The sequence below is a fragment of the Burkholderia sp. 4M9327F10 genome (assembly GCF_005503145.1).
Classification (GTDB): domain Bacteria; phylum Pseudomonadota; class Gammaproteobacteria; order Burkholderiales; family Burkholderiaceae; genus Paraburkholderia.
Genome location: NZ_SCNV01000041.1, coordinates 12,700 through 35,937 on the forward strand (window position 1 = coordinate 12,700; position 23,238 = coordinate 35,937).

Sequence of the window (23,238 nt, forward strand, 5' to 3'; positions counted from 1 at the left end):
ACCGGATGTTGAGGTCAGGCGAAACAGTGTAACGGGAAGAGGCGCGGCGCGGGACGTCATATATGACGCGCCGCGTCAGCGGATCAATCGGCCTCGACCGGAACCCGGCGTGCGAGGGCGCACATCAATTCATAGCCGATCGTCCCGGCGGCGTGCGCCACGTCGTCGATCTTGACCCGATTGCCCCAGAGTTCGACCTGCGAGCCGACGCGAGCGTTGGGGCAGGGCGAGAGATCGACCGTCAGCATGTCCATCGACACGCGTCCGACCACTCGCGTCAGCGTGCCGTCGACGGCGATCGGCGTGCCGGTCGGCGCGTGCCGCGGGTAGCCGTCTGCGTAGCCGCAAGCCACCACGCCAATGCGCATGGGCTCGTTCGCCGCGAACTTGCGGCCGTAGCCGACCGTCTCCTGCGGCGACAAGGTTTGCGTGCCGATAATCTGGCTCGTCAAGCTCATCGACGCGCGCAGCGGAATATCCGCGACATCGCTCGATACGCCCGAGGGCGAGCCGCCATAAAGCACGATGCCTGGCCGCACCCAGTCGCGGTGCGCGCGCGGATGCCATAGCGCCGCTGCTGAGTTGGCGAGACAGCGCGCGCCGGGAATCTCGCGGGTAGCGGCGTCGAAACGCTCCACTTGCCAGTCCAGGTCGCCTTCGTCGGCGCTGGCAAAGTGGCTCATCAGCGTGATCTCGCCAATCGACGCCGACGCTTTCGCGCGTTCCCACGCAGCCCGGAACGCATCCGGCCGGAAGCCCAGGCGATTCATGCCGGAGTTCATCTTCAGATTGATATCGATCGGCTGCTTTACCTTGGCTGCGCACAGCAGGTCGAGTTGCTCCGTGCAATGCACGGCGACGCTCAGGCGCAACTCGTCGGCCACCGCGACGTCATCCGGCGTGAAGATTCCTTCGAGCAGCAGCACGGGCTTGGTCCAGCCGAGGGCGCGCACCCGCACCGCTTCGTCGAGGTCGAGCAGGCCAATGCCGTCGGCCTCGCTCAGCCCCGGATAGATGCGCTCGATGCCATGCCCATAAGCGTTGGCCTTGACGATCGCCCAGATGCGCGCGCCGGGCGTGCGCTGGCGGACCAGTTCAAGATTGTGGCGAACAGCATCCGGGTGAATCCGGGCAGCAATCGGGCGGGGCATTGATGTCCTCGTTGGGAGTAGGTGGAGAGAGTCGGCGAGCAGGCCGCTTGCAGGGGCGGGGAGCCGGATCGAAGCCGGTCAGGGGAGCGGCTATCGGCCCGCTTTTCAACCAGCTTTTGCGTGCAGCCCAGTTTCGGGCACTAGGATAAATCGTCGTTTTCAGGTTTTGTTACTGTATTTTTATCGAATTTCAGTATAAAAAATGCCTGTCGAGATGGCCGGTGCGGCTCCGGTTTAGCGCTCTGTCACGGTAACATCCATGATCCACGAGGCACGTCCTTCGCTCGTCATTCATAGAACGGAAATTCATGATCAGATTCCTGCACACCGCGGACTGGCAGATCGGCACTCAATTCGGCCAGTTCGAGGCCGAGGAAGCCGCCCATCTCGCGGAGGCGCGTTTCGAAACGGTGCGCCGGATCGCCAGCGAGGCGGCCGCGCGCCGCGCCGACGCCGTGCTGGTTGCCGGTGACGTATTCGATCTGCAGACCGTCTCCGATACCGTCATCCGGCGCCTGTTCGGCGCGTTGGCGGGTTTTACCGGCGCGTGGATCATGCTGCCGGGCAATCACGATGCCGCACTGGTCGAAAGCGTCTGGACGCGGGCCCAGCGTTTGAACTGTGTCCCGGCCAATGTGCACGTCGTGCTGACACCGGGCGTGGTCCTGCTCGATGCGCTCAAGTGCGCCTTTCTGTGCGCGCCGCTCACGCAGCGCATCACCTATGACGACACCACGGCGTTTTTCGATCAGGCCGAGACACCGCCGGGCTATTTTCGCGTGGGGCTCGCCCATGGCAGCGTGAGCGGCATCCTGCAGGAGGGGATCGATTCGAGCAATCCAATCGCGCCGACCCGAGCCGAGACCGCGCGCCTCGACTATCTCGCGCTGGGCGACTGGCACGGCCACTTCGAGGTGAACAGCCGCACGTGGTACGCCGGCACGCATGAACAGGACCGGTTCCGCGCCAACGATCCGGGTTTCATGCTCGACGTCACGCTCGAAGAACCGGGCGCGCTGCCTGCGGTGCAGGCGGTGTCGGTGGGCAAGTATCGCTGGCTGCGCTGGGAAGAGGACATCGTGGTGCCGAGCGACGTGGATGCGTTGAAAGCGCGTTTGCAGGCGCTCGGTGCGACGGACGTGCTCAAGCTCGACGTGCGTGGCAGCACCGATCTCGGCTCCGCCGAAGCCGTGCGTCTCGCGGTAGACGAAGCCCGTGCGCGAGTGCGGGCCATGCGCGTGGATATGAGTGAACTGCAGGTGCAGCCTACCGCGGACGACCTTGCGGCACTCGGTGCGCAAAGCGGTTATCTCGGCAAAGTGGTCACGCGTTTGCGCGATCTGCAGGCGGACCCCCAGCAAGCGAAGCTCGCGGCGGAAGCGTTGCTGCTGCTCGCCCAGTTTCAGCGTGAAGCGAGGCCCGCATGAAGCTCGAAAGCATTGCGATCCAGGAGTTCAAGCAGTTCAACGGGCGTCTTGTCATCGGCGATCTGCAGCCGGGGCTGAACCTCTTCACCGGCCCCAACGAAGCCGGCAAGAGCACGATTGCCGAAGCGGTGCGTACGGTTTTTCTCGAACGCTACAAGGCGTCGCATCTGAAAGACCTGCTGCCGTGGGGCAAGGCAAGCGGACAGCCGACGGTCGAAGTCAGTTTCAATCTCGACGGCGTGGCCTGCACGCTTGCCAAGCAGTTCGTGAGCCGTCAGCGCTGCGATCTGCGTATCGGTCAGCAGGTGTTCGGCGAAGATGAGGCGGAAGACCGGCTCGCTGCATTGCTCGGCTTTTCGCGTGCCACGCGTGGGGCCATGAAAGCGGACCAGGCCGGCGTGCCGGGACTGCTGTGGGTGCAGCAAGGCGAGACGCATGATGTGCGTGACGCCAGCGGCCACGCAGCGCTGTATTTGCGCGACGCGCTCACGCAGCTTTCCGGCGGCAACAGTTCAGCGGGCGAGGATGTGTTGATCGGCGCAGTGCAGGGCGAATTGCGGCAACTGCTCACGGCTCGCACACAACGCGCTACCGGTCCGCTCGCCGAAGCGGAGCAGGCGCTCGCTGCGCTCGCGGCCGAGCGCGACACGCTCGATACGCAACGCCGCCAATTCGACGAGAACCTCACGCGGCTCGCGACGCAGCAGGAAGCCTTCGAGGACGCGCAGCGCAAACGGCCCTGGGAAGCGCATGAGCAGAAAGCGCTTGAGGCGCAGGCACGCGCCGCTGCGCTTGCCGAACTCGAGCGCAGTCTGGAAGGCCTGGCGCAAACGCTGCGTGTGAGCGAAGTCGAACTGACCATGTCTTTGCAGCAGGAACAAAGCGCAGCGGAACAGGAAGCGACGCTAGCCAACGACCGGCAGAAACTCGCGGAGGCGAGAGCGTCGGTGCTCGCCGCCGAGGCCGAGCATGGCGAGGCGAGCGCCGCAGTGGCACGCTGCCAGCAAGTCAATGACGCCGCGAACCGCGCGCTTGAACTCGCCAATGCCGCTGTGATGGCGCAGGAGTTGAACAACCAGATCACGCTGTATCGCACCGAGACTGCGCGCCTCGAAACGGCGATCGCCGCTGCTGAGGCAGCCCAGGCCGCAGTGCTGGAGGCCACGCGCAGCGCAGCGTCGCTTGAGATCGACGTGGCCCAGTTGCAGAAGCTGCAAACGCTCGAAGCGCGCGTCAGCGTGCTGCGCACCCGCAAGGAAGCCGCGATGACGCGCATCGACTATCGCTTGAGCGGTGGCGCGATCGTCGTGGATGGCGCAACGTTGACCGGCGATGGCACGTTGCGCCTGGACGATGAGCAGACGATCGAGCTGCCGGGTCTGGGCGAACTGCGCATCGTGCCGGGCGTTTCCGATCTTGCGGCCTTGCGCACCGAACTGTCGGGCGCCGAGGCGCAACAGACGGAACTGTTGCGCTCGCTCGGCGTGGCGTCGCTCGGCGACGCCCAGGCGCGGCATGAGCAATGGAAAGCGCAGGTCGCGCATCTGCAGAGCCAGCAGAAGATTCTCGCGGTGCATGCACCCAAGGGCATCGAGCCGCTGCGCTCAGACTTGGCCAGCGCGTTGGCGCGGCGCCAAACGGCCGAGGCGCGCCTTGCCGGATTGCCGGATGCGACCGGTGCGCCGGCGGTCGACGAGGCGCGCCGCGCTGCGGATGGCGCGCGGCAGGCGCTCGAATCGGCAACCCGTGCGCTGGCCCAAACCGGCGAGCGACGGTCGAATGCGTTGGCGGCAAGCGGCTCGCTCGCCGAGCAGGTACAGCGCAAGGAAGCGCAGTTGCAGGACGAAACGTTCCGCGCACGGCGTTCCGAATGGCAGGCGAAAATCGTCGAACAACGCGCGCATGTGGCGTCGTTGACCCGGCAGCGCGATGAGCGCAATCAGGCGCTGAGCGCCGCGCGCACCGACGACCCGGCCGCGGAAGCGAAGCGTTATCGCGTCTCCGCGGAGCTTGCGCGCAACGAGCAACAGGAACGGCAGGTGCGGATCGCCGAGCTGCGCAGCCAGCTTGAAACGATGGGCGCCTCGGGCCTCGGCGAGCGGCTCGCTGTAGTGTGCGCATCGCTCGAACAGATGGAGCGGCGGCACGCCGAACTGAGCTTGCGGGCCGGCGCGCTAAGGCTGCTCGATAAGGTGCTGGTGGAAGAACGCGACTCGGCGGTCGCGCAACTGCGTGCACCGTTGACCGAGCGGCTTGGCCACTATCTGAAGCGGCTGTTTCCGCAGTCCGCGCTCGAACTCGGCGACGACCTGAGCCCGGTGGCCCTGCAGCGCGATGGCCGCATCGACACGCTCGACGCCCTCAGTTTCGGCACGCGCGAACAGATGGGGATTCTCGCGCGCCTCGCCTATGCCGACTTGCTGAAGGCCTCGGGCCGTCCCACCCTGCTGATGCTCGACGACGCGGCGGTCCACACGGACGGCATGCGGCGCGATGCGTTGAAGCGCGCCCTGCTCGACGCCGCGACCCGGCATCAGATCCTGCTGTTCACCTGCCATCCTGAGCTATGGGATGACCTCGGCGTCAGGCAGCGCGCCATTGACGACCTGAGGGCCGCTGCATGAGCGCGATTCCCACAGGCTTGATGCTGGTTCACGGCAATCAGCCGGAACGCTTGCGCGACCTGATGGTGCAGTGGATTCGCCAGAATCCGCTCGCACCGCTGGAAAAAGAGATCATCCTCGTTCAGAGCAATGGTATTGCTCAATGGCTGAAGCTCGCCTTGGCCGCCGATCCGGAGGATGGCGGTTGCGGCATTTCGGCGGCGCTCGATGTGTCGCTTCCCGCGAGCTTTTTGTGGCAGGTCTATCGCGCCGTGCTGGGCGAGGACTCGGTGCCGGCCATTTCGCCGTTCGACAAATCGCGCCTCGTGTGGCGGCTGACGCGCTTGCTGCCGGAGTTGCTGGAGACGCCGGAGTACGCACCGCTCAAGCGCTTCATGGCCCGCGACGACGATCAGCGCAAGCGCTTCCAGCTTGCGCAGCGCGTGGCGGATCTGTTCGACCAGTACCAGGTGTACCGCGCGGACTGGCTGGCGGCGTGGGCCAAAGGCGAGGACGTGCAGATCGACGCGCGTAACAACCGCACACCGCTGCCGGACGAATACCGCTGGCAGGCGGCGCTGTGGCGCGCACTGCTGGTGGATGTCGAGGCGCATGCGCCGGATGGCATCGAGATGGCGACGGCCGGACGCGCGGCGGTGCACGACGAGTTCCTGCGGCGCGCTGCCGGGTTGCCTGAAGACGAGCGGCCTGCGGGATTGCCGCGCCGCGCGATCATCTTCGGGATTTCGAGCTTGCCGCGCCAGGCCGTGGAAGTGCTGGCCGCGCTGTCGCGCTGGACCCAGGTGCTGATGTGCGTGCACAACCCCTGCGCTCACTATTGGGCCGATATCGTCGCCGACCAGGATCTGCTGCGCGCGCAGCGCTCGCGCCAGCAGCGCCGCCAGGGCGCGCCCGCCACGATGGACGACGCGCAGTTGCATCTGCATGCGCAGCCGTTGCTGGCGGCGTGGGGCAAGCAGGGCCGCGACTTCATCGGCCTGCTCGACGAGTACGACAGCGCAGAAGAGCGCGAGCGCTACTCGTCGCAATTCACCGGCATCGGCCAGCGTATCGACCTGTTCGAAAGCGACGATGCGTTGACCATGCTGCAGCAACTGCAGGACGACATTCGCGATCTGCGTCCGCTGCGGGAAACGCGCGAGCTTTGGCCCGAAGTAGACCCGCAGGCGGACCGGTCGATCCGCTTCCACGTTGCGCACAGCGCGCAGCGTGAAGTCGAGATCCTGCACGATCAGTTGTTGGCTGCTTTTGCCGCGGACCCGACGCTGCGTCCGCGCGACGTGATCGTGATGGTGCCGGATATCGAGGTTTATACGCCGCATATTCAAGCCGTATTCGGCTTGCTCGATACGGACGATCCGCGCCACATTCCGTTCAGCGTGGCGGACCGCGGCCAACGCGATTTCGATCCGCTGATCGGCGCGCTCGAAACGCTGCTCGCCCTGCCGCAATCGCGCCTGACCGTCAGCGACGTGCTGGATCTGCTCGAAGTGCCCGCATTGCGCGCGCGTTTTGATATCACCACGGACGATCTGCCCAAGCTGCGCAACTGGATAAGCGGCGCGAACATCCGCTGGGGGCTGCACGCCGAACAGCGCGCGAGCCTGGGTCTGCCGCAGACTGGCGACGACAACGCCCCCAATAGCTGGGCGTTCGGTCTGCGCCGGATGCTGCTCGGCTACGCGGCCGGCGACAAGGCGGGGGCGTGGCGCGATATCGAACCGTACCCGGAAATCGGCGGTCTCGATGCGGCCTTGCTGGGACCGCTCACGCGCCTCGTCGATGCGCTCGACGACACCTGGCAGACGCTGCGCCGCCCAGCCACCGTCGAAGGATGGTGCGTGCGTCTGCGCCACCTGAAGAGCACGTTCTTCGCGGCGGACGACAGCGAAGACGCCTACACGCTCGAACGGCTCGATGCCGAGCTCGAAGCGTGGCGCGATGCCTGCGACGAGGCGGCGCTCACCGGCGAGTTGCCGCTCTCGATTGTCGCCGACTACTGGCTCTCGCAGTTCGAAGGCGGCGGCCTGACGCAGCGCTTCTTTGCCGGCGCCGTCACCTTTGCCACGCTGATGCCGATGCGCGCGATTCCGTTTCGCGTCGTCTGCCTGCTCGGCATGAACGACGGCGACTATCCGCGTAACCGCATGCCGCTGGACTTCGACCTGATGCGCCGCAACTACCGACCTGGGGACCGTTCGCGCCGCGAGGACGATCGTTATCTGTTCCTGGAGGCGCTGTTGTCGGCGCGCGAGCATCTGCATGTGTCCTGGGTCGGACGCAGCGTCAACGACAACACGGCGCGCCCGCCCTCGGTGCTGGTCGGCCAGTTGCGCGACCATCTGAAAGCGGGCTGGCGTCTCGAAGGCGCGGAAGACGACGATGCGGAGGCGCTTCTCGATGCACTGACGGTCGAGCATCGGCTGCAGCCGTTCAGCGCGGATTATTTCCCGCTGCGTCCGGATGAGTCGAAGCTGTTCACGTATGCACGCGAATGGAATCAATCCGCACCGCCGGCGCGCTTCGACGCGGCCACGCAAACCGTGAGTGCCGTGGACTCGAATGACGCACCGCTGCTGCCGCTGGAACGGGAAGAACCGCTATCGGTGCGTGATCTGGCTGATTTCCTCAAGGACCCGGTCAAGAGCTTTTTCCGCCAGCGCCTGCGGGTCGCCTTCGAAACTGAAGATGCCGCCAGCGAAAATCACGAGCCGTTCGAAGTCGACCAGCTCGAAGCGTGGCAATTGCAAAACGAATTGATCCGCGCCCAGACGGCCGCGCTGGAGCGGGGCGATGAGGATGTCCTGCCGGCTGCGCTGAGCCGCCTCGAACGCATGCATCGCAGTGGCGATCTGGCGACCGGCGGCTTCGGCGAGGTGATTGCCGGCGAGCTGATGGAACCGATGGCCGATCTGTTCGAGCGATATCGCGCTGAACTCGCACGTTGGCCCGATCTGCTCGACGAACAGTTCGAATTGCGCGTGGAAGGCGGCCCGGGGCTGGAGGCGCTGACGGTCGAAGACTGGATTGGCGAAGTGCGCGCTGGCCCCAACGATACGCGCGGCCGCGTATTTCTTGATCCCGGCACGCTGATCAAGGATCGCAAGTATCGCGGCGACCGGCTCATCGCCTATTGGGTGGGGCATCTGGCTGCGCAGCTCGCGGCAGGCGCCGTCACGACTGTGATTGTCAGCAAGGTGGGGAGTGTCGAATTTGCACCGCTGACTGTGGAGCAGGCGCGAATGCATCTTCTGACGCTGCTGCGCGCCTGGGATGAAGGCACGCGCAGGCCGTTGCCGCTCGCCGCGAAAACGGCGTTCGCGTGGCTGCGAAAGCGGCCCGGTGCGCTCGATTTCACCCAGGCCGCGGATGCCTCCGCCGACGTCAGCGCAGGCGCAAGCGGCGGGAACGACGCGTTGGCCGCGCAACTTGGCGAAGCCAGCGAAGCCGCTCGCCTCACCTACGACGGTGCAGGGCGCCAGCAGGGAGAGCGCGAAACCAACCCGTATCTGTATCGCGCCTACCCCGATTTCAGCGCATTGGCTGCAAGCGGCGAGTTCGAGACGCTTGCCGTTGCGCTGCTGTTGCCGCTGCATCGCGCGATTCCGGTTTCGTCGTCATCATCGTCATCGTCGAAATCGAAGAGCACACCGACGCAAACGGGAGACGCAGTATGAACACATCCCTGACGCCGCCGTCCGGCGGCCCGGTCGCGGTGCTGGAGCCGCTTGCGTTTCCGCTGGCGGGCAGCAGCCTGATCGAAGCGAGCGCGGGCACCGGCAAGACCTTTACGATTGCGATGCTGTACGTGCGGCTCGTGCTCGGCCATCGTGGCCAGGATAGCGAGGCGCGGCCGCTGACGCCGCCGGAAATCCTCGTCGTCACGTTTACCGATGCCGCAACCAAGGAACTGCGCGAACGTATCCGGGCTCGCCTGATCGAAGCGGCTGAATACTTCCGCGTCGCACCGGAGGAGGTTGAGGCGCGCCCGGCTGGCGAAGACCTGCTTCACGACCTGCGTGACGCGTACCCGGAGGAGCAGTGGGCTGCCTGCGCGCGTCGTTTGCAACTCGCGGCGGAATGGATGGACGAGGCCGCGGTCTCCACGATTCACGGCTGGTGCAACCGCATGCTGAGCGAGCACGCGTTCGATAGCGACAGCCTGTTTTCGCAAACGCTCGAAACCGACCAGAGCGAGCTGCACGCGGAAGTCGTGCGCGATTACTGGCGTACCTTCCTCGCCCCGCTCGACGCGCCTTCGGCCGCCGAAGTGCGGCAATGGTTCGGCAGTCCGGCCGCATTGCAGGCGGAGTTGCGCGGTCTGCTCGGCCATGCCGCGCTATTGGACGAAGCGCCGCCGCCGCTCGACGCACTGCAGGACGCGCGCGAAAAGCAGCGCGAACATCTCGACCGGCTGAAGGCAAACTGGTCAGCCTGGGCTGACGAACTGCAGGTGCTGTTCGACGACGCGCGCGCGAAGAAGCAGTTCAAGGCCACGAGCCTGAATGCGCCGAACTGCAAGAAGTGGCTCGACAAGCTGCGCGATTGGGCCAACGATCCCGAGATGCAGCGGCCCGACTTCGAAGACACCGCCGCAGTCTGGACCCGCTTCACACCCGCGGGCCTTGCCGAGATCTGGCTGATCGGCGAGCCACCGGCGCATCCCGCGTTCATCGCAATGGAGACGCTGCGCGACGCACTCGCGGCCCGGCCGACGGCCTATCACGCGCTGCTGTGTCATGCGGCGCGCTGGGTGGCGCAGCGCTTCACGGAAGAAGAAGCCCGGCGCTCGCAGATGGGTTTCGACGATCTGCTTACCCGGCTCAACGACGCCTTGCACAAGCCGAACGGCGAACGTCTCGCCGAGATCATCCGTCAGCAATTTCCGGTTGCATTGATCGACGAGTTTCAGGACACCGACCCGGTGCAGTACCGCATCTTCGATGCCGTCTATCGCATCGCAAAGAACGATCCTGACACGGCGATCATTTTGATTGGCGATCCGAAGCAAGCTATCTACGCGTTTCGTGGCGCGGATATCTACACCTACCTGGAGGCACGCCGCGCCTGTGCCGGGCGGCTCTTTACGCTGAAGAAGAACTACCGCTCGACGCGCGAGATGGTGGCTGCCGTGAATCGCTGCTTCGATGCCGCCGAACAACGCCAGGACGGCGAAGGCGCTTTCCTGTTCCGCAGCGCCGAAGGCGGCGACAACCCCTTACCGTTTATCGACGCCGAAGCATACGGCCGCAAGGAAACGCTGCAAGCGAGCGGCGAGAAGGTGCCGGCGTTGAGCGCATGGTGGTTGCCGCCGGCAGAAGAGAGCAAGCCGCTCAGCAAGGAAGCGTACCTGCGCAACATGGCCGCGAGTTGCGCGACCGAGATGGTGCGCCTCCTCAACCTTGGCCAGGCACGCGATGCCGGCGTGGTGGGCCCGCGCGGCACGACCCCGCTGCAACCCGGCGATATGGCGGTGCTGGTCAACAACGGCACGGAGGCGCGCGCAATTCGCGCGGCGCTGGCCGAACGCGGCGTGCGCAGCGTCTACCTGTCTGATCGGGACTCGGTGTTTCAGACCGAGCAGGCCCTGGAATTGCGGCACTGGCTGGCGGCCTGCGCCGATCCCGACGACGGACGTCTGGTGCGCACGGCGCTCGCCACGGTCGCGCTTGGACTCGACTGGGCCGAACTCGATGCGTTCAATCGCGACGAACTAAGGTGGGAATCGTGCGTGCTGCAGTTCCGCGGTTACCGCGATTGCTGGCGCAAGAAGGGCGTGTTGCCGATGCTGCGCCGCCTGCTCAACGATTTTCATGTGCCGCAGCGGCTGCTGGGACACACTGCTGGTGCTGCGGTCAACGGCGAACGGGTGCTGACCAACCTGCTGCATCTGGCTGAACTGCTGCAGCAGGCCAGCTCGCAACTCGACGGCGAACACGCGCTGATTCGCTACCTCGACGAACAGCGCCAGGACGAAGGCGCCGGTGCGGGTGGCGACGCGCGTCAATTGCGGCTCGAAAGCGATGCGGGCCTCGTGCAGGTGGTGACGGTTCACAAGTCGAAGGGCCTGGAGTATCCGCTGGTGTTCCTGCCGTTTGCCTGCACCTACCGGCCGGTGAAAGACACGGACATGCCGCTCAAATGGCACGACGAGGCCGGCAAGCTGCATATCGCGTTGGGCGACCCGGACGCCGAGGTGTTGCCGCGCGCGGACCGCGAGCGGCTCGGTGAAGACCTGCGCAAGCTCTATGTAGCGCTGACGCGGGCACGGTACGCCACCTGGGTAGGGATTGCGCCGATCCAAAGCGTGGAACTGAGCGCGTTCGGCTACCTGCTGAGCGGCGGCAAGCCGATTGCCACGACGGAGCTGGCTGCGCTGCTCGAACAATTGCGCGGCCCATGTGCTGAGATTCGCGTCACCGAGGCGCCACCGGCTAGCAGTGACCCGTTCGTGCCGCGCGGCGCGCAGCAGGTGCGTGGCGACGCTCGCCGCCTGACGCGGCGCGTGCGTGAACCGTGGTGGATCGCCAGCTATTCGAGCCTGCGCAAGGAGGAAGGCGTGATCGGCGGTGCCGTTGCCCATCTCGCCCCCGCGCCAGTGGGTGATGTAACTAGTGATGAGTCGCGCGTGGCTCCGGAGACGCGTAGCGAAGACGTCTTCCATGAATTGCTGGAGGCCGAAGCGCTCGAAGATGACGAGGGCATTTCGTCTGCAGCGGCGCCGGTCTCAACTTCGGTAGAGGCGTCTGCTTCGACCCCGGCTGCACTTGCTTTGCCCGCGGACCAGACCTTGCACGGCTTCCAGCGCGGCGCGGATGCCGGCAGCTTCCTGCACGATCTGATGGAATGGGCCGCCAACGAGGGCTTTGCCAGGCTCGCCGCCAATCCGCAAGCGGCGCGGGATACGGTCGCACGCCGCTGCAATCTGCGCGGCTGGGCGCGCTGGATCGAGCCGCTTACGCAATGGCTGCTATACCTGCTGCGCACGCCGCTGGTATTGCCCGCGGTCGTTGACGAGGCCGTGCCGCCAGTGGTGCTGGCGAAGCTGCAGCCCGCTACGTATATGGCCGAAATGGAATTCTGGCTGGCAGCGCATACAGTCGACACCCTTGTGCTCGATCAGCTCGTCTGCGACCTCACGCTCAACGGCGAAGCGCGCCCCGCGCTCGAACCTGCGCGCCTGAACGGCATGCTTAAGGGTTTTATCGATCTGGTGTTCGAGCATGATGGCCGCTATTACGTTGCGGACTACAAGTCGAACTGGCTCGGTCCGGATGATTCAGCCTACACGCCGGCGAGGATGCGGGCGCAGATCCTGCACTCGCGCTACGAACTGCAGTACGTGCTGTATCTGTTCGCGCTGCACCGGCTCCTGAAAGTGCGCCTGCCCGATTACGACTACGACCGCCACGTGGGCGGCGCGGTCTATCTGTTTCTGCGTGGCGGCCACGCACCCGGCCAGGGTTTGCATGTCGAGCGCCCGCCGCGAGAGTTGATCGAAGAACTGGACGCGCTGTTTGCGCGCCGCTCCGATGGTGAAGAGGCCGAGGAGTATGCGTTGAAGGAAGCAGAATGACGACCCGCTCAGCCAACACCCTCGCCGCTATCGACGCCAAAGGCGACACCGCGCGCATGCTCGGTGTGCTCGACCAATGGGTCGAGCGCGGCTGGCTGCGCGCGCTCGATGCCGGCTTTGCGCGCTTTCTCTGGACGGAGAAGCCGCAGACTCCGCCATTGCTGGTGCTTGCCGCCGCGCTGGCGAGTCACCAGTTGGGACGCGGCCACGTGTGCCTCGACCTGCAGGCGACACTCGACGACCCGACCTTCGCACTCTCGTTGCCACCCGATGGACCGCAAGCGAATACGACGACGGAACCGCCCCAGGCGCCGGCCGACGTGCTGAGCGGCGTCGATCTGGCGCGCTGGCTGGCGGCGCTCGAGCATCCCGCGCTGGTCGGCGAGGAGGCGGGCAATACGCCGCTGGTGCGGGTCGGCACGCGGCTCTACCTGCGCCGTTACTGGCAATACGAGCAGGATGTGCGCGCCGGCATCGAGCGGCGGCTCGCGGCTTCGGCGCAGATGGAAGCCTCGCTGCAGGCCGATGCGGCGCGCACCGCGCTGGACGTTTTGTTTCCACCGCGTCCAGCCGGCGCGACGGGCGCGGACTGGCAAAAGCTCGCCTGCGCGCTGGCGGCGCGCAGTGCGTTCAGCATCGTTACGGGTGGTCCGGGCACCGGCAAGACGACCACCGTGGTCAGGCTGCTGGCGTTGCTGCAGACGCTGGCGCTCGGCGCTGCGGCGAACCCGTTGCGTCCCGCGCGGCCTTTGCGGATCCGTCTGGCGGCGCCAACCGGTAAAGCGGCGGCGCGCCTGAACGAATCGATTGCGGGCGCCGTGGCGCAGTTGCCGGTCGACGCATTGCCGAACGGCGCGGCGGTGCGTGAGGCTATTCCCACCGTCGTGACCACGTTGCACCGGGTGCTGGGTACCCGCCCCGAGAGCCGCCGCTTTCGCCACGATGCGAGCAATCCGTTGCCGGTGGACGTGCTGGTGATCGACGAAGCGTCGATGGTCGATCTGGAGATGATGGCGGCCGTGCTCGATGCGCTGCCCGCTTCGGCCCGGTTGATTCTGCTGGGCGACAAGGATCAGTTGGCGTCGGTCGAAGCGGGCGCCGTGCTGGGCGAGTTGTGCCAGCGCGCGGCCCAGGGGCATTACACGCCGGCCACGCGCGACTGGCTCTTGGCCGCGACCGGCGAGCGGATCGACGCGGCGATGCTCGACGAGCAAGGCACGGCGCTCGATCAGTCGGTGGCGATGTTGCGGCAGAGCCATCGGTTTTCTGCCGAGAGCGGCATCGGCCAGCTTGCTGCGCTCGTCAACGCGGGCGATGCAGCCGCGGTCGCACGGGTCTGGACGCACGGTCACGCGGATCTTGCCTTGCTGGTCTGCGCGGCGAATGACGATACCGCGTTCAAGGCTCTCGTGATCGACGGATACGGTGGGGCGGCGGCGTCGCCTCAACTGTTCGGCGCCAACGGCGAACCGGGCCGTCCACGCCACGGCTACCGGCATTACCTTGAAACGATGCACGCGCAGCAGCCCGATCGTTATGCGGGTTTAGCGGCATTCGACGCATGGGCGGGCGAAGTGCTCAAGGCACACGGCGAGTTCCAGCTCCTGTGCGCGCTGCGCCGGGGGCCATGGGGCGTCGAAGGGCTGAACAAACGCGTGGCGCGGCTGCTGCAGGAAGACGGTCTGATCGCCGTGCGCGGCGAATGGTATCCGGGGCGCCCGGTGCTCGTAACCCGCAACGATTATGAACTCGGCCTGATGAACGGTGACATTGGCATTACGCTGGAGCTTCCCAACCGCTCGGGTGACGGCTCGGTACTGCGGGTCGCCTTTCCCGCCGGCGACGGCGAAGGCGGCATCAAATGGGTGCTGCCGAGCCGCCTGCAAGCGGTGGAGACGGTGCTCGCGCTGACCGTGCACAAGTCGCAGGGTTCGGAGTTCATGCACGCGGCGCTGGTGTTGCCCGATACCTTCAGCCCGATCCTTACGCGTGAGCTGGTGTACACCGGCATTACGCGGGCCCGCGCCTTTCTGACGCTGGCGATTCCGGAAGGCAAGCCGGTGCTCGACCAGGCGGTGTTCGCGAAGGTGCAGCGCGCGAGCGGTTTGATGGCGGGGTTTGGGGGTGACGCGGCGGGGTGAGCCAATGCGAGGGCGGATAGCGTTTAGCAGATGCTATCTGCAGCTTCGCTCGCCTCCAGGCTACAATAATTTCACGCCTAGGTTGCTTAGGTCGACCGGCCCGGAATATCGGGTGCTTTCGTCAAGCTTGTGCAACGGATTATCCAGGGCGTCGGCGGGTGGCGCCGCTCAGCGCACCGCGCCCTGTCACACCAAGAGGCGAGCATGAGAATCGCAGTACTCGACGACGACCCCGCTCAAACCGCATTCGTGCATGAGACGATGTCGGCAGCGGGCCATGTCTGCCACACCTTTTCCGAAGGCCGCGCACTCGTTCAGCAGTTGCACCGCCAGACCTTCGATCTCCTGATTCTCGACTGGATCGTGCCGGACCTGTCCGGCGAGGAAGTCCTGCGCTGGGTTCGCTCGACGCTCGGCGAGCGCGTGCCGGTGATCTTCATGACCTCGCGCGGACGCGAGAGCGATATTGTCTCCATCCTGAACGCGGGTGCCGACGACTATGTCGTCAAGCCGGTCGCCGCCGGTGTGCTGCTGGCCCGCGTCAGCTCGCTGCTGCGGCGCACGTATCAGCTCAATGCGGCGGCGGTTAAAGCAACGTTTGGCGATTTCGAATTCGACCTGAACGCTAAACAAGTATCTGTGAAGCAGCAATTGGTGAGTCTCACGCAGAAGGAGTTCGAACTTGCCTTGCTGCTGTTCCAGCATTTGAACCGCCCGCTGTCGCGGGCGCATATCGTCGATATGGTCTGGAAGCAGACCACCGATATTCCGACGCGGACCATGGACACGCACGTGTCGATGCTGCGCTCGAAGCTCGGCTTGCGGCCGGAAAACGGCTATCGCCTGACGCCGATCTACGGCTATGGATACCGGCTTGAGCAGATCGGCGACGAGGTCGTGGACACCCGCGGTTAATTGCCTGGCTATCGTGCTGCGCGCGGCGTATAGCGCTTACGCCGCGCTGCCGTTTAACATTCTTCGGTATGCGAATTTCAAGCCGCAAATCTAACAAGATTTGACTTTCTTCGAGCGGCGCTTAAGTTAAGCTGAATGCAAGGCATTTGGCGTCGTGGGCGATCGTCCACGACGCCTTTGCGAACCTTAGTAGCGAAGTAAGCGTTCCTCACTTGCATGAATACACTCGAGTCGACTCAATCGCATTCGCCGGCATCGTTTGCACTTCCGGTTCATGACCTGACCGATGCGCAATGGGAACGGATTGTTCCGCTTTTGCCAGAATTGAATCAGGGCGTCGTGCGCCGGGGGCGTCCTTGCGTCAACCTGCGTGGCGTGGTCAACAGTGTCTTGTGGGTTCTGCGGACCGGCAAGCCATGGAATGCGATGCCGGCAAATTATCCGCCGTACCAGACCTCTCATCGGTATTACTTGCGCTGGCGCGAGGGCGGCGTGCTATCGGATATCGCGTTCGAGCTGTTTCATACCGACGCCATCCTGGCCCGCTACGTCTCGCGCAAGCGCGAAGCGCACGAAGGCAAGGCCGCCTGAGATCGTTAAATCTGTTCCTGGCCGAACGCGCAGAGACGTTCAAGATCGACAACATCGATCTGGTTGTACGCCAGCCGCAAGATTCCCTGCTTCTCGAGGCTCTGTAGTGCCTGATTGATGCGCTGACGCGAGACACCGGCGAGCAGGCCGACTTCTTCCTGCGAAATCATTAACGTGCGGCCAGTCTCCGGGTAGAGATCCGGATTGAACAGTTGCGCGAGCGCTTGAGCCACCCGCGCATCTACGTCGAGTAAGCGGCTATTTTGGATCGAGGCGATGAATTCGCCCATGCGATTGTTAAGCTGGCGGATCACGAAACCCGTGAACGGCAAGCTGGAACTCAGCAACGCATGGAACGTGGCCGACGGCACGAACATCACCAGAGACGGCTGAATTGCCGCCACGTCATACTTGCGCAGCTCGCGCTTGATCACACTCCCTTCGCCGAACCAGCCGCCGGGCGGTACCCCCGAGAGGGTGCAGCTACGCCCCGATGTGTTGTAAATGGCCAGTTTGAGCAGCCCGCTATGCACGCCGATCCAGTAGTCGGACGGCGCCTGACGCCGGGCAATCCACGCGCCGCCTTCGCGGTATTGCGCATGCGAAGTCGCGAGAACCAGTGCCTGATGTTCCTCGGCGAGCGCGCGAAACCACGCACATTGACCAAAAAGATCCAGCAGCTCGGCGCGCTCGAGCGGTTCCGGCTTGCTCGCCCGGGGAGCGGCGACGGTATCGTGGACGTCGTCCATAGGTCGCTCTTCAAGAAAAATGGTTCAGGCAGGGCGCCACGGAATACCAGTCTGTCATTTGAACGACAGACAGCGCACCATGGCTATTGTTAGCCTATTTGACCATAAGATGCTGAAAACGAATGGGGCTTTGGGCTCCTGAGGAGACTTTTCGATGACGCATATGTTCGAGGAAGGCCTTGGCCGCTGTGAAGCCAACTATGTTCCGCTCACGCCAGTCGATTTCATTGCGCGCGCAGCCGAGGTCTACGGCGAGCGCTTGGCGGTGGTGCATGGAGCGATCCGGCGCAACTGGCGCGAGACCTATGAGCGCGCCCGGCGCCTCGCCAGCGCGCTGCAGCGGGCGGGGATAGGGCGCGGCGATACCGTGGCTGTGCTGCTGCCCAACATTCCTCCGATGATTGAAGCCCACTTCGGCGTGCCGATGGCCGGAGCCGTGCTCAATACGCTGAACACACGGCTCGATGCGCCGTCGATCCTGTTTATGTTGCGGCACGGCGAAGCGAAGGCGTTGATCGTCGATACCGAGTATGCGGAGCTGGCGCACCGTGCTTCGCTGGAGTTTCCCGAACTGCGCATTGTCAGCGTCGAGGATGTGATGCCGGCCGACCCGCACAGGTTTCCGCGCGCCGTCGACTATGAGACCTTCCTGCAAGGCGGCGACCCGCAATTCGCGTGGCAGTTGCCCGCAGACGAGTGGGATGCGATCGCGCTGAACTATACATCGGGCACAACCGGCGATCCGAAGGGCGTGGTCTATCATCATCGCGGCGCTTACCTTAACGCCGTGAGCAATATCCTCGAATGGGATATGCCCAAGCACGCGGTCTATCTATGGACATTGCCGCTGTTTCACTGCAACGGCTGGTGCTTCGCATGGACCGTGGCGGCGCGCGCCGGCGTCAATGTCTGCTTGCGCAAGTTCGACGCGAAAGCCGTCTTTGACCTGATCCGCAGCGAGGGCGTGACGCATTACTGCGGCGCGCCGATCGTGCAGAGCGCATTGGCCAATGCCCCAGAGGCTTGGCGCGAGGGCATCCGGCACAGGGTTGCCACCATGGTGGCCGGTGCGGCGCCGGCACCCGCGGTCATCGCCAAAATGAAGGAAATCGGCTTTGATCTGACGCATGTCTATGGCCTGACCGAAGTCTATGGCCCCGCCTCCGTATGCGCCCGTCAGGAGCACTGGGAAAGCGCAAGCGATGACGAACTTGCACGGCTTAACGCTCGCCAGGGTGTGCGCTACCACCTGCAAGCGGCGGTAACGGTATTGAATCCCGACACACTCGATCCGGTGCCGAACGACGGTGAGACGCTCGGCGAAATCATGTTTCGCGGCAACATCTGCATGAAGGGCTATCTGAAGAACGAGCGCGCCACTGAAGACGCCTTCAGGGGCGGCTGGTTCCACACCGGCGACTTGGGCGTGCTGATGGAGGACGGCTACGTTCGCATTCGCGATCGCAGCAAGGACATCATTATTTCAGGTGGAGAAAACATCTCGAGTATCGAGATCGAAGACACGCTGTACCGGCACCCCGCAGTCGCGGTGGCCGCCGTGGTGGCGATGCCCGATCCGAAATGGGGTGAAGTGCCGTGTGCCTTCGTCGAACTCAGAGAGGGTGCAGAGGCTAGCGCCGAAGAGATCATCGCGCATTGCCGGCTGTTTCTGGCAAGCTTCAAGTTGCCCAAGGCAGTCTGCTTCGGAGAGCTACCTAAAACGTCGACCGGAAAAATCCAGAAGTTCGAACTGCGTGCGCGTGTCAAATCCGTCAGCGCAATCGATTTGGCAGGCGAGAGCGGCAGCCCTTCGCAGGACAAACCGTGAAACTGTCGAGACGCCGCATTGGCAGGCAATTCGCGCTGTATGGAGCGCGAATTGCCTTTCGTCGTGAACGCGGCGTCGGTGCGAACCGTCGACCGCCGGGGCTTAGCCGCGGCTGTCAATCCAACGAAGGGCCCAACGGCTCGAGTGCTGCAATGCCTGCTCTTCGCTACTGAAGTAGTCAAGCGAGTAGAACTGATAGCGCGCTTCAGCAGATTGACTGCCGGCGCGCTCGAGCAGCAGATTGGATGAAAATGTACCGTCAGGCAAACGATGTGCCGAAGGTTGAACGGCATAGCCGTTGTAATGATGAATGTGTTTAGTTTGCATTTTTAATTTTAAATATTCGTACGCGAGCACGGCGATCAGGACGAGCCAGATCGAGCCGAAGCGAATGCCGGGCGAATGCAGGGCGAACGCGTATGGGAAGGGCGTTAAAGCCGGTCCAGCCAGGGAGTGTGAGGGGGCAAGCGAGGCGTTTGGCGCAACGAAGACTGCTAAGCGATTACGCCAACTGTGGGAGAACGAACTCCGCGAAGATGTCGCTGCAGTCCGGTATCCGTCACCCGGATACCGGACCCGTCAAACTTTACAGCGGCTTGATGTTAGCCGCTTGCAGACCCTTGGGGCCTTGCTTCGTTTCGAAGCTCACCTTCTGGTTTTCAGCCAGCGTCTTGAAGCCGTTGCCGCTGATTTCCGAGAAGTGAGCGAACAGGTCGTCGCCGCCCTTGTCCGGGGTAATGAAGCCAAAGCCTTTGCTGTCGTTAAACCACTTAACGGTACCGGTATCCATAAAGAATCCTTGAGATAGAAATAGTAAAAGATCGCTCCGGAGGGAGCACGGAAAGCATCAAGGAGGGAGAGGACAACGAATACCGCTGAGGGGGGAGCGAGCAATTGATGAACAGCAATCGAACTTCTTGAACTTCGGCAGGCACGATAACGGTTCGGGGCCGTTTCAGTCAAGCACTTTCTTGTAACGCTTTCGTCAGGCGTGGCGACACGCGCAATGCAGAGCCGCGAGAAACGGTCAGGCCCCCTTACGAAAACGGCACGCCGCGATTCCCCGTTCGCCTTGCCCGGCGTGACATTGAAGGAATCGCGGCAAGGCCTGCGCGTTCAGTTTTGCGGTGGCGAATCACAGGCCGACTCGATGTGCCGCGAAGATCAGGCGCAGGCCGAGTGCGGTGATCGCACCGGCTGCAACGCGGTCAACCCACGTCTTTGCCCGCAGGTACATTTCACGTGGCCGCTTGCTGGAAAAGCACACGGCGACCACCGTATACCAGCCGGCTTCGATGGAGAAAATTGCCGGCGGCAGCGCGAGATAACACCAGAGCGGCGGATGCTGCGGCAGGAGTGCCGCGAAAATACTGCCGTAATAGATAGCGGTTTTCGGATTGCTGAGTTGGGTGCTCAAGCCAATCCAGAATGATTTACGCGGAGTACTGCCGGCATTCGCGTTGTCCTGAGTGAAGGCGAGCGGGCGGCTGGCGCCGCGCCAGATCTTCGAGGCCAGATAAATGAGGTAAAGGCCACCCGCTACCTTGAGGCTCACATAGAGCCAGGTGACGGCGGCAAGCAGCGTATAGAGCCCAAGCAATGCGATACCGCTAAAGAACACGCCGCCGATCCCCATGCCTAGCGCGGTAGCCAGGCCGTCGCGGCGCGACAGGCCGATCGCATTGCGTGCGACGATGACGAAACTCGGTCCAGGGCTCATCGCGCCAATCAGAAGCGCAGTGAGAATGGTGAAGACGGCGGCTGACGGTGACATGGTTGCTTCGTCCTTTGCGGGTCGATGAAAGAAAGCCGAGTGCATAAAAATAGCACGCCGCTTGCCGGGCCATTGGAAATTTCGCCGTCGGATGCGATATATAGCTGTGCGCGGCAGAAAAAATGGGTGCTAAAATTGTCTTATAGACGCTGAAGCAGCCCTTGCGGGTAAAGGGCCAGACGGGCGACGATTCGAGCCGCTTGCCGAACGGATTTCCTGAACAATAGATTGGTCGGGCATCATTTCCGGGGGCGCACACACGTGCAGTCAAGCCACGTGCGGTCGAACGGCGTTCGGCTCACCCGAATCATGTATAGGCTTCGCGTTTTTCAGCGAAGCCTTTTATTTTTCAAAACGCGCGCAATTTCAGCCGCGGCATCGGTACGTTATGAAAGAGCGAGAAGAACAACGGATGTTCGACCTCGACGGGAACGCGCGCGAGCGCCTTGTCCTGTGGATACGTCGCCGCATGGAAGAATACGGCATTACGCTGGAAGCATTGGCCGGGGCGATTGAAGCCGACGCTAATGCGAAGCGAGCCGTGATGTACCGTGACGCCTACGGCAACACGTGGGACGGCCAGGGCGATAAACCGGATTGGCTGGCGCGGGCGATTTACGCCGGACAGAATATCGATCATTTCCGGGTTTAAATCCCCGCTGAATCGTTTTTTAGGCGAATGCTGACTACGCACCGTATGGGGTGCGTTATTTCTCGCTGTCTCCTCGTCGAGGCAAAGGCCTTGTCACCCCCAGACAATGCTATCGATATGAGCAACGCTTCGTTGGCACACCCTTAACGGGTGGCTAGGATGGTCGGTCATCCGGCACGAGCGTAGCGCCTCTTCTTCGATGACCTCTCCCATTCTGAGCGCTAACGCGCTTTCCAAACGCTTTGGTCCTACCGCTGCACTCGATCGCGTCGATCTGTCGATCCATGCGGGCGAGGTTGTTGCGCTCATGGGTGCGAACGGCACGGGCAAGTCGACCCTCGTGAAGATACTGAGCGGCGTCTATCGGTCCGATGGCGGCGAGCTGTCGCTGCGAGGACAGCCGTTCCACCCCGCTTCGCCTCACGATGCCAAACAGTTGGGGATTGCGACGGTGCATCAATCCATTGCAGATGCGGTGGTGCCCACGCTTTCGATTGCAGACAATCTGCTGCTCGACCGTTTGTGCGACTCGAGCTCAGCCTGGCGAGTACCGTCGGCCGCCCGGGTTCAGGCTGCGGCGCCGCTGGCTGCGAGGGTGGGGCTCGACGCGGATCTGGCTGCGCCGCTTGCTTCACTGTCGCTCGCGGCGCAGCAACTCGTCACGCTCGCACGCGCGTTGGCAACGCGGCCCGCCCTGCTGATTCTCGACGAGCCTACCGCAAGCCTGTCGGCGCCGGAAGCCGAGCGTCTGTTCGGCCTTATCGAGCGCTTACGTGACGAAGGTGTTGCGATCCTGCTGGTGTCGCACCGGCTGGGAGACCTGCGGCGGATTGCCGGACGTGTGGCCGTGATGCGCGACGGTCGCATCGTGGCCGATCTGCACGCGCCGATCGATTTCGACGCCGCGGTCGAAACAATGATCGGGCGTCCCTTGCGCAGCCGTACTGCATTCGGCGTGGCAACTGCGGCGGCCGCTACGCATGTGCCTTGCTTTAGCGTGCGGGACCTGCAGTTGACACCTGGCAGCATTCCGTTCGATCTCGACGTACAGCGTGGCGAAATCGTCGCAATTGCGGGCCCGGTTGGCGGTGGCAAGTCACGCTTTGCGCGCACGATTTTCGGCGCTGCGCGGGCCGCATCAGGCACGATGACGCTCGACGGCAAACCGTGGCGCCCGCGCTCACCCGCCGAGGCGATTCGCGCCAGCGTGTTTCTCGCAGGCGAAGACCGTTGGCGAACCTCGCTGTTTCCGGGCAGCGTGCCGTTCGCCTCGATTGCCGGCACGCTCAGTTTTCCGTTTCTGTCGCGCTGGTTCAAGTATGGCGCGGTCCGGCGGGGGCGCGAGCGGCGTGTCGCGCTCGACGCGATCGCACGCTTCGGAATTCGCTGTACGGGACCCGACGACCGCCTTGAGCGCCTTTCCGGCGGCAATCAGCAGAAAGTGGTGCTGGCGCGCTGGCATGCGCAAGCGGCGCGCCTGCTGCTGCTGGACGAACCGTTTCAGGGCGTCGATGCCGGTGCGCGCGCCGATATCGTCGATACGCTGCGGCGTCACGCACCGGAGCGCGCCACCCTCGTTTTTGTTAGCGATCTCGAAGAGGCGTTCGAGATCGCAGATCGCGTCGTGCGCTTTGACCGTTCGACGCTCGACCCTGCTTCCCACTCTGACCTCACCTCTTTCGCTCGCTTATGAAAACCAGTCCTTCGATCACGTCCGAGGGGGCCTCCGCAGTGGCGTCTGAAATTACGTCTGAAATCGCGTCTGAAAGCAAAACGGCGCCCCACGCACCGGCTATCCGGCGCAACCGGC

Annotated in this window: 15 protein-coding genes; 10 read left to right on the forward strand and 5 right to left on the reverse strand. The window is 63.9% G+C overall.

The window, feature by feature from the left end:
- Positions 1-83 precede the first annotated feature (83 nt).
- Entirely contained in the window at positions 84-1,151 is a 1,068-nt protein-coding gene (gene alr / locus FFS45_RS28560; protein ID WP_137957990.1) for an alanine racemase, read from the reverse strand.
- A 308-nt stretch (positions 1,152-1,459) separates the two neighbouring features.
- On the opposite strand from alr, the gene FFS45_RS28565 reads away from it, so the two are divergent.
- From FFS45_RS28565 to FFS45_RS28595, 7 genes are all read left to right on the forward strand, one after another.
- The gene (locus FFS45_RS28565) at positions 1,460-2,578 is read left to right on the forward strand and encodes a DNA repair exonuclease (protein ID WP_137957991.1); all 1,119 of its coding nucleotides are present in this window, start codon (positions 1,460-1,462) and stop codon (positions 2,576-2,578) included.
- On the forward strand, positions 2,575-5,202 hold the full coding sequence (locus FFS45_RS28570) for an AAA family ATPase (RefSeq protein ID WP_137957992.1): 2,628 nt from the start codon (positions 2,575-2,577) through the stop codon (positions 5,200-5,202). Before FFS45_RS28565 ends, FFS45_RS28570 begins: the two co-directional genes overlap by 4 nt.
- A complete protein-coding gene (gene recC, locus FFS45_RS28575) occupies positions 5,199-8,879 on the forward strand; it encodes an exodeoxyribonuclease V subunit gamma (RefSeq protein WP_212745771.1) in 3,681 nt (1,226 codons plus the stop codon). Before FFS45_RS28570 ends, recC begins: the two co-directional genes overlap by 4 nt.
- Complete coding sequence (gene recB, locus FFS45_RS28580) at positions 8,876-12,778, forward strand: exodeoxyribonuclease V subunit beta (protein ID WP_137957993.1); 3,903 nt, start codon at positions 8,876-8,878, stop codon at positions 12,776-12,778. Before recC ends, recB begins: the two co-directional genes overlap by 4 nt.
- Positions 12,775-14,919 (forward strand): exodeoxyribonuclease V subunit alpha, encoded by a 2,145-nt coding sequence (gene recD, locus FFS45_RS28585; RefSeq protein ID WP_137957994.1) that lies wholly within the window; start codon positions 12,775-12,777, stop codon positions 14,917-14,919. The genes recB and recD overlap by 4 nt, the downstream gene beginning before the upstream one ends.
- Before the next feature lie 204 nt (positions 14,920-15,123).
- Complete coding sequence (locus FFS45_RS28590; RefSeq protein WP_137957995.1) at positions 15,124-15,834, forward strand: response regulator transcription factor; 711 nt, start codon at positions 15,124-15,126, stop codon at positions 15,832-15,834.
- 216 nt (positions 15,835-16,050) lie between these two features.
- Positions 16,051-16,425, forward strand: coding sequence for a transposase (locus FFS45_RS28595; protein ID WP_137957996.1), 375 nt, complete (start codon positions 16,051-16,053; stop codon positions 16,423-16,425).
- Between the two features lie 5 nt (positions 16,426-16,430).
- Here the strand turns inward: FFS45_RS28595 and FFS45_RS28600 are convergent, their stop codons facing one another.
- Positions 16,431-17,174 (reverse strand): Crp/Fnr family transcriptional regulator, encoded by a 744-nt coding sequence (locus FFS45_RS28600; protein WP_137957997.1) that lies wholly within the window; start codon positions 17,172-17,174, stop codon positions 16,431-16,433.
- 154 nt (positions 17,175-17,328) lie between these two features.
- On the opposite strand from FFS45_RS28600, the gene FFS45_RS28605 reads away from it, so the two are divergent.
- Positions 17,329-19,002 (forward strand): acyl-CoA synthetase, encoded by a 1,674-nt coding sequence (locus FFS45_RS28605; protein WP_137957998.1) that lies wholly within the window; start codon positions 17,329-17,331, stop codon positions 19,000-19,002.
- 102 nt (positions 19,003-19,104) lie between these two features.
- Here the strand turns inward: FFS45_RS28605 and FFS45_RS28610 are convergent, their stop codons facing one another.
- The 3 genes from FFS45_RS28610 to FFS45_RS28620 form a co-directional block, all read right to left on the reverse strand.
- Positions 19,105-19,329 (reverse strand): hypothetical protein, encoded by a 225-nt coding sequence (locus tag FFS45_RS28610; RefSeq protein WP_137957999.1) that lies wholly within the window; start codon positions 19,327-19,329, stop codon positions 19,105-19,107.
- A 259-nt stretch (positions 19,330-19,588) separates the two neighbouring features.
- Positions 19,589-19,792: a cold-shock protein gene (locus FFS45_RS28615; RefSeq protein WP_137958000.1), complete on the reverse strand. Its 204-nt coding sequence runs from the start codon at positions 19,790-19,792 to the stop codon at positions 19,589-19,591.
- A gap of 345 nt (positions 19,793-20,137) precedes the next feature.
- Positions 20,138-20,776: a LysE family transporter gene (locus tag FFS45_RS28620; RefSeq protein WP_137958001.1), complete on the reverse strand. Its 639-nt coding sequence runs from the start codon at positions 20,774-20,776 to the stop codon at positions 20,138-20,140.
- 388 nt (positions 20,777-21,164) lie between these two features.
- Here FFS45_RS28620 and FFS45_RS28625 point away from each other — a divergent pair, with 388 nt between their 5' ends.
- Positions 21,165-21,428 (forward strand): H-NS family nucleoid-associated regulatory protein, encoded by a 264-nt coding sequence (locus FFS45_RS28625; protein ID WP_137958002.1) that lies wholly within the window; start codon positions 21,165-21,167, stop codon positions 21,426-21,428.
- Positions 21,429-21,627: 199 nt separating this feature from the next.
- Entirely contained in the window at positions 21,628-23,121 is a 1,494-nt protein-coding gene (locus tag FFS45_RS28630; RefSeq protein WP_137958003.1) for a sugar ABC transporter ATP-binding protein, read from the forward strand.
- Positions 23,122-23,238: the final 117 nt, after the last annotated feature.

What these genes read in the sequence shown, in the direction of transcription:
- alr (WP_137957990.1), bottom strand. Translation starts at nt 1,151, where the DNA reads ATGCCCCGCCCGATTGCTGCCCGGATTCACCCGGATGCTGTTCGCCAC.
- FFS45_RS28565 (WP_137957991.1), top strand. Translation starts at nt 1,460, where the DNA reads ATGATCAGATTCCTGCACACCGCGGACTGGCAGATCGGCACTCAATTC.
- FFS45_RS28570 (WP_137957992.1), top strand. Translation starts at nt 2,575, where the DNA reads ATGAAGCTCGAAAGCATTGCGATCCAGGAGTTCAAGCAGTTCAACGGG.
- recC (WP_212745771.1), top strand. Translation starts at nt 5,199, where the DNA reads ATGAGCGCGATTCCCACAGGCTTGATGCTGGTTCACGGCAATCAGCCG.
- recB (WP_137957993.1), top strand. Translation starts at nt 8,876, where the DNA reads ATGAACACATCCCTGACGCCGCCGTCCGGCGGCCCGGTCGCGGTGCTG.
- recD (WP_137957994.1), top strand. Translation starts at nt 12,775, where the DNA reads ATGACGACCCGCTCAGCCAACACCCTCGCCGCTATCGACGCCAAAGGC.
- FFS45_RS28590 (WP_137957995.1), top strand. Translation starts at nt 15,124, where the DNA reads ATGAGAATCGCAGTACTCGACGACGACCCCGCTCAAACCGCATTCGTG.
- FFS45_RS28595 (WP_137957996.1), top strand. Translation starts at nt 16,051, where the DNA reads ATGAATACACTCGAGTCGACTCAATCGCATTCGCCGGCATCGTTTGCA.
- FFS45_RS28600 (WP_137957997.1), bottom strand. Translation starts at nt 17,174, where the DNA reads ATGGACGACGTCCACGATACCGTCGCCGCTCCCCGGGCGAGCAAGCCG.
- FFS45_RS28605 (WP_137957998.1), top strand. Translation starts at nt 17,329, where the DNA reads ATGACGCATATGTTCGAGGAAGGCCTTGGCCGCTGTGAAGCCAACTAT.
- FFS45_RS28610 (WP_137957999.1), bottom strand. Translation starts at nt 19,329, where the DNA reads ATGCAAACTAAACACATTCATCATTACAACGGCTATGCCGTTCAACCT.
- FFS45_RS28615 (WP_137958000.1), bottom strand. Translation starts at nt 19,792, where the DNA reads ATGGATACCGGTACCGTTAAGTGGTTTAACGACAGCAAAGGCTTTGGC.
- FFS45_RS28620 (WP_137958001.1), bottom strand. Translation starts at nt 20,776, where the DNA reads ATGTCACCGTCAGCCGCCGTCTTCACCATTCTCACTGCGCTTCTGATT.
- FFS45_RS28625 (WP_137958002.1), top strand. Translation starts at nt 21,165, where the DNA reads ATGAAAGAGCGAGAAGAACAACGGATGTTCGACCTCGACGGGAACGCG.
- FFS45_RS28630 (WP_137958003.1), top strand. Translation starts at nt 21,628, where the DNA reads ATGACCTCTCCCATTCTGAGCGCTAACGCGCTTTCCAAACGCTTTGGT.